Origin of the sequence: Halomonas sp. 328, assembly GCF_015645095.1 — a bacterium.
In the GTDB taxonomy this organism is placed as follows: Bacteria; Pseudomonadota; Gammaproteobacteria; order Pseudomonadales; family Halomonadaceae; genus Bisbaumannia.
Window position 1 is genome coordinate 20651 of the sequence record NZ_JADOTW010000037.1, and the last position, 10314, is coordinate 30964.

Annotated in this window: 11 protein-coding genes; 8 read left to right on the top strand and 3 right to left on the bottom strand. The window is 68.3% G+C overall.

Annotated elements, in window-relative coordinates; translation table 11 throughout:
* Positions 1–96: 96 nt before the first annotated feature.
* Positions 97–480, top strand: coding sequence for a DoxX family protein (locus IHD13_RS15995; protein ID WP_195862034.1), 384 nt, complete (start codon positions 97–99; stop codon positions 478–480).
* A 98-nt stretch (positions 481–578) separates the two neighbouring features.
* Here the strand turns inward: IHD13_RS15995 and IHD13_RS16000 are convergent, their stop codons facing one another.
* Complete coding sequence (locus IHD13_RS16000; RefSeq protein WP_195862035.1) at positions 579–1376, bottom strand: helix-turn-helix domain-containing protein; 798 nt, start codon at positions 1374–1376, stop codon at positions 579–581.
* Between the two features lie 172 nt (positions 1377–1548).
* On the opposite strand from IHD13_RS16000, the gene IHD13_RS16005 reads away from it, so the two are divergent.
* Genes IHD13_RS16005 through IHD13_RS16015 form a run of 3 tightly spaced genes read left to right on the top strand, consistent with a single transcriptional unit; the run spans position 1549 to position 4525 of the window.
* Positions 1549–1998, top strand: coding sequence for a hypothetical protein (locus IHD13_RS16005; RefSeq protein WP_230086376.1), 450 nt, complete (start codon positions 1549–1551; stop codon positions 1996–1998).
* Between the two features lies 1 nt (position 1999).
* Complete coding sequence (locus IHD13_RS16010) at positions 2000–3523, top strand: tripartite tricarboxylate transporter permease (RefSeq protein WP_195862037.1); 1524 nt, start codon at positions 2000–2002, stop codon at positions 3521–3523.
* Positions 3524–3559: 36 nt separating this feature from the next.
* Positions 3560–4525, top strand: a complete 966-nt coding sequence (locus IHD13_RS16015) for a Bug family tripartite tricarboxylate transporter substrate binding protein (protein WP_195862038.1) — start codon at positions 3560–3562, stop codon at positions 4523–4525.
* A gap of 82 nt (positions 4526–4607) precedes the next feature.
* Here IHD13_RS16015 and gloA read toward each other — a convergent pair whose 3' ends face one another.
* The gene (gloA, locus tag IHD13_RS16020) at positions 4608–5141 is read right to left on the bottom strand and encodes a lactoylglutathione lyase (protein ID WP_195862039.1); all 534 of its coding nucleotides are present in this window, start codon (positions 5139–5141) and stop codon (positions 4608–4610) included.
* Between the two features lie 88 nt (positions 5142–5229).
* On the opposite strand from gloA, the gene IHD13_RS16025 reads away from it, so the two are divergent.
* From IHD13_RS16025 to IHD13_RS16040, 4 genes are all read left to right on the top strand, one after another.
* Positions 5230–5718 (top strand): C40 family peptidase, encoded by a 489-nt coding sequence (locus tag IHD13_RS16025; RefSeq protein WP_195862040.1) that lies wholly within the window; start codon positions 5230–5232, stop codon positions 5716–5718.
* 84 nt (positions 5719–5802) lie between these two features.
* Positions 5803–6897 carry an ABC transporter ATP-binding protein gene (locus IHD13_RS16030; RefSeq protein ID WP_195862041.1) on the top strand — a complete coding sequence of 365 codons (1095 nt, stop codon included), beginning with the start codon at positions 5803–5805 and terminating at the stop codon, positions 6895–6897.
* 19 nt (positions 6898–6916) lie between these two features.
* Positions 6917–7876 carry an ABC transporter substrate-binding protein gene (locus IHD13_RS16035; RefSeq protein WP_230086377.1) on the top strand — a complete coding sequence of 320 codons (960 nt, stop codon included), beginning with the start codon at positions 6917–6919 and terminating at the stop codon, positions 7874–7876.
* Positions 7876–9570 (top strand): ABC transporter permease, encoded by a 1695-nt coding sequence (locus IHD13_RS16040; protein ID WP_195862042.1) that lies wholly within the window; start codon positions 7876–7878, stop codon positions 9568–9570. Before IHD13_RS16035 ends, IHD13_RS16040 begins: the two co-directional genes overlap by 1 nt.
* On the opposite strand, the gene IHD13_RS16045 is transcribed toward IHD13_RS16040, so the two are convergent.
* On the bottom strand, positions 9571–10314 hold a 744-nt coding region (locus IHD13_RS16045), incomplete at its 5' end, for a DMT family transporter (protein ID WP_195862043.1). It lies immediately after the preceding gene.

Here is a 10314-nt window from a genome sequence, read left to right on the forward strand (position 1 = left end):
AAAGGAAATGGTCAGCTTCCTATATTGGTGATTATCAACTCAAAGAATACCAGTAGACTGCGAGCATTCCCTGACAACGTCCAAGAGGAACTCACCATGCAAGCCTACGCCACTACCCTGCTGCGTCTCTCCCTGGGTGTCATGACCCTGGCCCACGGCCTGTTGAAGATCTTCGTCTTCACCATCCCCGGCACCGTGGCCTACTTCGACTCCCTGGGCCTGCCGGCCATCTTCGCCTACCTGACCATCCTCGCCGAGGTGGGTGGCGGCCTGGCCCTGATCCTGGGCATCTACACCCGCTGGGTGAGCCTGGCCCTGGTGCCGCTGCTGATCGGCGCCACCGTGCCCCACCTGGCCAACGGCTGGCTCTTCTCCAACCCGGGTGGCGGCTGGGAGTTCCCGGCCTTCTGGACCCTGGCCCTGCTGGTGCAGGCCGGCCTCGGCGGCGGCAAGGGAGTGATCCACCCGCGCTTCGCCTAAGCCAACCCGCGAGACAAGCCACCAACACAACGGCGCCGCCCCTGAGGGCGGCGCCGTTGCTTGTGCGGTTCGGTGGCGCTTAGCGCAGGAGCCGATCCTCAGTGCCGCGCCCGGAAGTGCACTTCCCCCGGTACCATGTCGTTGCGCACCGCCTCCAGCAGCTCCGCATCCAGGCCCGGCGTATCGAGGGCAATCAGCCCACACTGCATCAGGGCCTGGCGCACTCCTACCTGCTCATCGAGACGCTCATAGAGTACCCGCACGCAGCAGGGCATCCGCTCGCTGTTGTCGGCCACGCCCAGCTTGAGCCCGGAGAGCCGCGTGACCTGGCTCTGGAAACTCGGGAAGAGGATAGTCTGGGTCAACTCATGACCGTTCAGAGTCTCGTAGTCGGTGAGGAAGAGTCGGTCGGCCAGCTTGACGGCCACTCCCATATAACGATTGTGGCAGGGGCGCGGGCTGGCCGGTGTCTGCATGCGCTCGGTGCGCTGATAGACGATGCCGTTCCCCCGCTCCTCCAGGCACACCAGGGTCCGAATCAGGTGCCCCGGCCGCGACATCGAGTGGTAGTACTCGAAGTAGCGCCCCAGGTAACGCGCCATGCCGTGGCGCCCCCGCTGCAGCAGCTCGTCCGGCCAGCCGAACCCGGCCGCCACCACGGGCCCCTTGCCCGTCTGTACCAGGCGGCGGAAGTCCTCATGGGGTAGGCCAAGCTCGTGCTCTTCCACGCCGAAGAAGGCGCAGATGCGCTGCATCGCGGCATGACGCGGTCGATAACGCCCATTGAGGTAGCGGTTGAACTGGGCCCGGTTCATCTCCAGGCGTCGGCATACCTCGGCGATGGACGGGTAGTAACCGCACAGCAGGCGCAGATTGGCGACGAAATCGTCATGCATGGGGGCCTCGCTACCCGGGCGTGAGTGATGCAGTCTGATGCACTTACCTGGGCGGATAGTGCACTGGAGTGCAGCGAAGCGTCAAATCCCAGGCCATTCCCCACCTGCTTCAATGGGCCATCGACGCCTGTCGACTCGGTACACATCAAGAATAATGACCGAAGGCTATACAATGACACGCAAGAACTTCTGGTCCGGCCTCGGCGTCAGCGCCGTGGCACTCCTGCTGCTGACCTGGGTCATCCCCACCTATGGCGGCGGAGGCTTCTCCTTCGGCCTGCCGCCCCAGCTGCTGGCCACCCTCGGCGCCTGGTTGATGCTCGCCTGCGCCCTGGCGCTCACCCTCGTCAGCGCCATCGTCCTCCGGCGCGATGGCGAACCCTTCATCGCCCTGCCCGGCCTCGATCACCTCTGGCATCAGACCTGGCCCTTCCTCTATGTGTTGGCCTTTATCGTCCTGATCGATCGCTTCCCGCTCACCTGGGTCGCCCCGGCCCTGATCGCCGGCCTGCTGCTGATCCTCGGCGAACGCCGCTGGCACGTGGTGGCCCTCACCGCCGCCCTGCCCACCGCCGGCCTCTATGGCCTGACCGCCCACCTGATGCGCATTGGAGTGGTCTGAGATGATCGGATTCGACGCCATCCTCGGTTCCTTCGCCGCCGCCTTCCACTACGAGTCCATCGCCGTCATCCTCGGCGGCGTGCTACTCGGTTATATCGTCGGCGTGATCCCGGGGCTCAACCGGGCGGTGGCCATCGCCATCGCCATCCCCCTGACCTTCTACATGTCCGCCTATGCGGCCATCGCCTTCCTGATCGGCCTCTCCAAGGGCACCGCCGCCGGCAGCGCCGTCTCGGCCATCCTCCTCAATACCCCGGGCGAGCCCTCCTCGGCGGCCACCTGCCTCGATGGGTACCCCATGGCCAGCTCGGGCAAGCCCCGCAAGGCGCTCAAGGTGGGCCTGCTCGCCTCGGTGATCGGCGACCTCCTGGCCACCCTGCTGCTGATCGCCGTGGCCATCCCCTTCGCCTCGGTGGCCCTGAAGTTCGGCCCCTATGAGCTGGCCGCCATCCTCGTCTTCGCCCTCGTCTTCATCGCCGGCATGGCCGGCGGCTCCTTCCTCAAGGGGCTCGCCGCCGGCGGCATGGGCATCGTCCTCGGCACCGTGGGTCTCGACCCGGAGACCGGCGCCATGCGCCTCACCTTCGGCTATGCCGAGCTGATGGAGGGCGTGCCGATCCTGCCCCTGGTGATCGGTACCCTGGCCCTGGCCGAGATGTTCGTGCAGCTCGATGAATACCGCCGCAACAAGGGCGCCAGCGTGATCAAGCTCGGCCATCAGGCCGACGACGACCTCTCCTACCGGGAGTTCAAGACCACCCTGCCGACCATCTTCCGAAGCACCGGCGTCGGTGCCTTCGTCGGCGCCCTGCCGGGGCTCGGCCCCTCGGTGGGCGCCTTCATGGCCTATGGCCTGGCCAAGCGCGGCGACAAGGATCCGGAGAGTTTCGGCAAGGGCAACCCCAAGGGCATCGCCGCCGCCGAGTCCGCCGATAACGCCGTCATCCCGGCCAGCTATATCCCGCTGTTCGGCTTGGGCATTCCCGGTAGCGTCTCGGCGGCCCTGCTGGTCGGCGCCTTCATGATCCACGGCATCCAGGTCGGGCCACTGATGCTCCGCGACCACCCGGAGATGCTCTTCACTCTCTTCTCCGGAATGATCGTGGCCAGCCTCCTGATGCTCGCCGTGGGCTGGTATGGCCTGCGCATCTTCGCCAAGGTCACCAGCGTGCCGCCGCACATCGTCATCCCGGTGGTGATCTTCCTCTGCCTGGCCGGCATCCAGGTTCAAGGCTATGGCACCTTCGGCCTGATCACCGTCTTCGTCTTCGCCCTCTTCGGCTACTTCCTGAAGAAGTTCGACTACTCCTTCGTGACCTTCCTGGTGGCCTTTATCGTCACCCCCATGCTGGAGATGAACCTGCGCCAGTCGATCATTCTCTCCGGTGGCGAGATCGGCATTCTGCTCGAACGCCCCATCGCCCTGGTCTTCGTCATCGCCACCCTGCTGATGGCCCTGCACCTGGGCTGGAGCGGCTGGCGACATCGCGCCCGGCGTCGCGCCACCACGAACCACGCCGACTAGCGTCCTCTCACCCAAGCACAACAACGAGGCTTTCCCATGCACAAGACCCTGCTCAGTACCGCCATCCTCTCCGCCACTGTGGCCCTCGGCGGCATCGGCCTGGCCCAGGCCGACGACTTCCCCAGCAAGCCGCTGACCCTGGTGGTCGGCTGGGGCGCTGGCGGCAGCACCGATATCCAGGCCCGGGTGCTGGCCGACATCCTCACCGAAGAGCTCGGCCAGCCGGTCAATGTGGTCAACCAGCCCGGCGCCGGGGGCGGCGTGGCCCTGGCCCGCCTCGCCAATAGCCGCGACGAGGGCTACACCTTCGTCTTCGGCACCTCCATGACCATCACCTTCGGCCCGCTCTCCACCGAGACCACCTACGGCCTCGAGGATTTCCGCTACGTCGCCGGCGTCACCCTCGGCCAGTCGGCCCTGGTCACCGGCGAGGATCGCCCCTTCGGCGACAGCTGGGAGGACCTGGTGGCCTACGCCCAGGAGAACCCGGGCACCAGCTACGCCACCCAGACCGCGCTGGATCGCATGATCATCGAGTACATCGCCCAGCAGGAGGGGCTCGACCTGCGCATCGTGCCCACCGCCGGCGGCGCCGGCATGGCCCCGCTGATCCTCTCCGGTGACGTGGACTTCGGCTACAGCGGCGGCACTCACTCCGGCTACGCCGAGACCGGCGAGATGCCGGTGCTGCTGAGCCTCGCCGAGGATCGCCTGGTGGCCTTCCCCGACGCCCCGACCCTGCAGGAGGCCGGCTATGACATCAATGCCGCCGAGATCCGCGTGGCCATGGTGCCCCAGGCCACTCCGGACAGCCATGTCGAGCGCCTCGCCGAGGCCCTCCAGGTGGCCACCGAGGACCCGCGTTTTATCGAGATCACCGAGGAGCGCATCCTGATGCCGGTGACCTACCTCCCCGAGGCGGAGGTCACCCAGACCCTCACCGACCAGGTGGCCGGCTACCGGGCCCTGCTCGAGGAGCTGGGCGGCCTGCCGGAGGACTGAGTTCCAAGGACTGAGGCACTCATGAACAACGGCGCCGCCCCTGAGGGCGGCGCCGTTGCTTATGCGGTTCGGTAAGCGAGGCTCAGGCGCCCAGCTGGGCCAGGCGGGCCGCCTCCACCACCTCGATCCAGTAGCCGTCCACGTCCTTGACGAAGATCACGTCCTTCATCTTGCCCTGGTCGGAGCGCTTGACGAAGGTCACGCCGTTGGCGTCGAACCAGGCCTCGGCGGCGTCCAGGTCCGGTACCGAGAAGCAGATATGGCCGAAGCCCTGGGGCTGGTCGTTGCCGTTGTGGTAGGCGAAGTCGTCCTGGGTCTCGGTGCCCCAGTTGTGGGTCAGCTCCAGCAGCCCCTTCTGGGAGAAGGTCCAGACGGTGCGCTCGCCGGTCTCTTCCGGGACCCGGTCGTCCTCCTCGAGGCGCGCCAGGAAGTAGAGGGAGAACTGCAGCTCCTCGAAGTCGAGCCGGCGCAGGACCCGCATGCCGAAGACCCGGGAGTAGAAGGCCAGGGCCTTCTCCGGATCCTTGACGCGGAGCATGGTGTGGTTGAGCCGGAAGCCGTCGGTCTCCGGGGTCGGCGCCTGGACGCCGGGGTGCTGCTCGCCGTTGAAGCTCATGGAATTTCCCCTGTGGTTTAATTGGGTGATTCTAAAGCAGATGCGATTGGCTAGACTGCTTTTCAACCCCGCCACGGAAGGAATGGCCATGTCCCTCGTCCCGTCCCGCGTTTTTCCCCTGGTGACGCTGCTGCTGGGATTGACCCTGCTGGGCGGTTGCGCCGGCCGCGACCTGGCCCTGCGCGACGACGCCCCCCGCGGCGAGGCCCTCTCCCTGGAACGGGCATTGATCCTCTCCAGCGCCCGCCAGGCCCTGGGCACTCCCTACCGCTTCGGCGGCAACACGCCCCGGGGGCTGGACTGCTCCGGCCTGGTGGAGCTCAGCTATCGCGCCGCCGGCATTCCGGTGCCGCGCACCGCCGACGACCAGTACCGCCAGTTGCCCGCGGTGCGCGAGGCGCGCCCCGGCGATCTGCTGTTCTTCGGCGACCGCCGCAAGGCCACCCATGTGGGCATCTACGTGGGCAACGGCCAGATGATCCATGCCCCGGGGCGCGGCCGCGCCGTCACCCAGGTGCCGCTGGAGATCGCCTACTGGCAGGAGCGCTTCCTCGGTGCCGCCGGCCCGGCGCCCTGAGTCATCGTTTCGTCATTACGGAGTCACGCGAACGTCATCCGAGCCTCCTAGGGTAAGGGCCTCGCCTTTTCCGGGAGTTTCACCATGGCCGACGCCCCCGCCACCCTCGCCATTGCCGGTCTGCGCAAGTGCTTCGCGGATCATGTCGCCCTGGATGCCATCGACCTGCACCTGGCCCCGGGGCATGTGCTGGCCCTGCTCGGCCCCTCCGGCTGCGGCAAGACCACCCTGCTGCGCTGTATCGCCGGCCTGACCGAGGTGGATGGCGGCCGGATCGCCATCGGCGGCGAGACGGTGGCCAGTGTCGAGCATCACCGTCCCCCCGAAGCGCGGCGACTGGGCATGGTCTTCCAGGACTATGCCCTCTGGCCGCATATGAGCGTGGAGGAGAACCTCGCCTTTCCCCTGGAGATGCAGGGGCTCTCCCGCCAGGAACGCCGCGAGCGGGTTGCCTGGGCCCTGTCGCTGGTGGGGCTGACCGACTTCGCCAGGCGCCAGCCCGGCTCGCTCTCCGGTGGCCAACAGCAGCGGGTCGCCCTGGCCCGGGCCATCGTCGCCCGTCCTCGTCTGCTGTTGATGGACGAGCCCTTATCCAACCTGGACAAGGGGCTGCGCGAATCCCTGGCCCTGGAAATTCGTGCACTGATTCAGCGCCTGGGTCTCACCGCCGTCTTCGTCACCCACGACCAGCACGAGGCCTACGCCCTGGCCGACCGGGTGGCGGTACTGCAGCAGGGCCGCCTGCAGCAGCTGGCCTCGCCGGAGACGCTCTTCCATGACCCGGCCACCCCTGAAGTGGCGCGCTTCCTGGATGCCGGCACCCTGATCGAGACCCGCCTGGAGGCCCAGGGCCTGAGCCTGGGCAGCCATTACCTGCCGGTTCGCGCCGGCCACTACCGTGGCCCCCTGACCCTGTTGCTGCCGCGACGCGCCCTGGCACTCGACTCCCAGGGCACGCTGGCGGCCCGGGTCAGCGGTCGCCTCTTCCAGGGCGACCAGGTGGCCTTGCGCCTGACTCTGGACGGAGGCCCGGCCCTCAAGCTGCTCGGCACCGCCCAGGCTCCCGGCCTGGGCGACAGCTGCCGGCTGAGCGTCGAGACCACGGCGCTGCGGGCCTGGCTGCCGGATGGCACCCCGCTACCCCTGGAACCTCACCACCTGGCCCTGGCCAGCCTCTAACCCCCTGATGGAGCCTGTCATGTCCCGTCGCCTGCTTGCCCTGGCCTGCCTGGGTGCCCTCCCCAGCCTGGCCAGCGCCGAGAGCCTTACCGTCTACTCCGCCGGCCCCGGCGCCCTGATCGAGACCCTGGCCGCCGACTTTCGCGCCGAGACCGGGATCCCCGTCAATGTCTTCCAGAGCACCACCGGCCAGGTAATGGCGCGCCTGGAGGCGGAGCAGGCCAACCCCCTGGCGGATGTGGTGATCTCTGCCTCCTGGGAGAGCGCCGAGGCCCTGCACGACCAGGGACTGCTGCATGAATACCGCTCCCCCCTCGCCGAGAACGTGCCCGACGCCCTCAAGAGCGATCACTATGTCGCTCAGGGCATCTCGGCCCTGGCCCTGGTCTGGAACCGCCAGAGCGAGACGCCACCGCCCACCGACTGGAGCGGTCTCACCGATTCCGTCTACCGGGATCAGGTCACCATGCCCGACCCGGCGCAGTCCGGCGCTGCCTTCGAGCTGGTCACCGGCCTGCTCACCGCCCTGGGCGAGGAGGCCACCTGGTCGTTGATCGAGGCCCTGGACGATAACGGCATGATCGTCCCCGGCCCCAACGCCCGGGCCCTGAACCCGGTACTCCAGGGGGCTCGCTCGGTGGTCTTCGGTGCCGTCGACTATATCGCCCTGGGCCAGCAGGCCGAGGGCGAGAGCATCGAGGTGATCTTTCCCGAGAGCGGCACGGTAATCGCCCCCCGGCCGATGATGATCCTGGCCTCCACGCAGCGCCCCGAGGCGGCGGAGCGATTCGTCGACTTCGTGCTCTCCGAGCAGGGCCAGGCAAGGGTCGCCGAGCGCTTCCTGATGCCGGCACGCAGCGACATCCCTGGCCAACGTCCGGGCCTCGAGGAGCTCACCCTGATCGAGGTGGACAGCGCCGCCATGAACGCCCAGCGTGACACCATCCTGACGCGCTTTCGTGACTCGGTGAATCGCTGATGGCAGGCCTTTCGCTTCGTGGGCCCCGTCTCGACGGGGCCCGCTGGGCCATGCTCGCCACCATCGTCGCCCTGCTGCTGCTGGTGGGCCTGCCCCTGAACTATGTGGTACTCCAGGCGATCTTCCCCGAGGTCACCCGAGGCAGCCTGAGCGCCCCCTTCAGTCGCTTCCTGCCGATGCTGGCGGACCCGGAGCTGCTGGGCCTGCTCGGCAATACCCTGCGCCTGGGCGTGGCGGTAGTGCTGGCCAGCGCCTTTCTGGCAGTGCCCCTGGGCGCCCTGCGTGCCCTGACGCGAGTGCCGGGCGGGGCCACCTGGGATCTGCTGTTCCTGATTCCCTTCATGATCCCGCCCTATATCGCCGCTCTCTCCTGGGTGCTGACCCTGCAGCCCCGGGGCTATGCCCAGCAGCTGATCGGTGTGGAGGCCAGCGGCTTGCTCTTCTCCTTCACCGGCATCGTGCTGGTGATGGTGCTCAATGTCTTTCCGGTGGTCTATTTCGCCGTCTCGCGCACCCTGATGGCGGTAGGCGGGCGCTACGCCGCCGCCGGCCGGGTCAGCGGTGCCGGCCCCTGGCGAGCGCTATGGCGCATTACCCTGCCACTCTCCACCCCCGGCATCGCCGCCAGCCTGCTGCTGGTCTTCGCCTTGACCATCGAGGAGTTCGGCACCCCGGCGACCCTGGGCGCCCAGGCCGGGTATCCGGTCCTGGTGACCGGCATTCACGAGCGCTTCGCCGACTGGCCCATCGATATCCCCGGTGCCGCCGTGCTCTCCCTGCTGCTGGTGATGCTGGCCATGGCCGCCTTCTACCTTCAGCACTGGCTGGTCACCCGCCGCTCCTTCGTCAGCCAGAGCGGCAAGCCGGCCCTGGCAGAGCGGATCGAGCTGGGCCCCTGGCGCTGGCCGGTCGTCGGGTTCTTCTCCCTGGTGGCGCTGATCTCGGTGGGGGTCCCCCTGCTGGCGGTGCTGGCCACCGCCAGCACCGGCACCCTCTCCGGCGGACTGAGCTGGGACAACCTCTCCGGTCGCCACTTCGAGGCCCTGCTGGCCAATCGTGGCGGAGCCCTGCAGGCGCTTTCCACCAGCCTGGGGCTGGCTACCGGCGCGGCCTTGCTGACCGGCGTCCTGGGGGCCCTGGTCGGGTATCTGGTGGTCCGCGCCCGGGTACGCGGCAAGGGGCTGCTCGACCTGTTGTCGCTGCTGCCCAATACCCTGCCGGGCATCGTCGTCGCGGTGGGGCTGATCCTGGCCTGGAACCAGAGCTGGTGGCCGATCCAGGTCTACAACACCGGTGCCATGCTGCTGCTGGCCTACGCTTGCCTGCTGCTGCCCTACCCGGTGCGCTACGCCTCGGCGGCCTTCCGCCAGATGGGCGAAAACCTGGAGGCGGCGGGGCGTGTCTGTGGCGCCGGCTTCTTCACCACCTTCCGGCGCATCCTGCTGCCGGCCCTGGCCCCCAGCCTGCTGGTGGCCATGTTGCTGGTCTTCGCCATCGCTTCCCGGGAACTGGTGGCCTCGCTGATGGTGGCCCCCGCAGGCATGAGTACCGTCTCGACCTTCGTCTTCGGCCAGTTCGAGCAGGGCTCCCCGGGCGTCGGCATGGCCATGAGCACGGTGGCGATCCTGACCACCACCTTCCTGCTGGTGGCGCTCACGGTCCTGAGCCGCAAGCGCCTGCCCATCGCCGGCTAGTCAGGAGCTGGGGCGGCGCTTCAGGCTGGTGCGGCGCTCGTGGAAGGCGATGGCCAGGCCGCTGCCGATGATCAGCGCCGAGCCGGCGAAGACCCAGGCGTCCGGCACCTCGGCCCACAGCCACCAGCCCAGCAGCACCGCCCAGAGCATGCCGGTGTAGTCGAAGGGCGCCGCCAGGGCCGCCGGGGCGTGGCGGAAGGCCAGGGTGATGCAGGCCATGGCGCCGATGCCGAAGATGCCGGCGGCGAAGAACCCCAGCCAGTGCAGCGGCGCCGGCACCTGCCACACCCAGGGCAACAGGGCCCCGGTAACCACCAGGGGCACCAGGGTCACGTAGAAGACCATGGCCCAGAGGTACTCGCGCACCCCGTAGCGGCGGGCGGTGATCATCAGCAGGGCATAGAAGATGGCCGCGCCCACCACCACCAGGGCGCCGGGCTGGAAACCGGCGCCGCCGGGGCGCACCACCACCAGCACGCCGAGAAAGCCCACCAGCGCCGCCACCAGCGGCAGGCGCCCCACCTTCTCGCCCAGCAGGGGCACCGAGAGCAGGGTCACGAACAGCGGCGCGGCGAAAGCGATGGCGGTGGTCTCGGCCAGGGGCAGCAGGGTCAGGCCGAAGACGAAGCAAAGCATGGTGCCGGTGGCGAAGAGGCCACGCACCAGGTGCACCCCGGGGCGCCGGGTACTCAGCTTGCGCAGGCCGCCATAGAAGTGAGCGATCAGGGCGATCAGCGGCAGCGA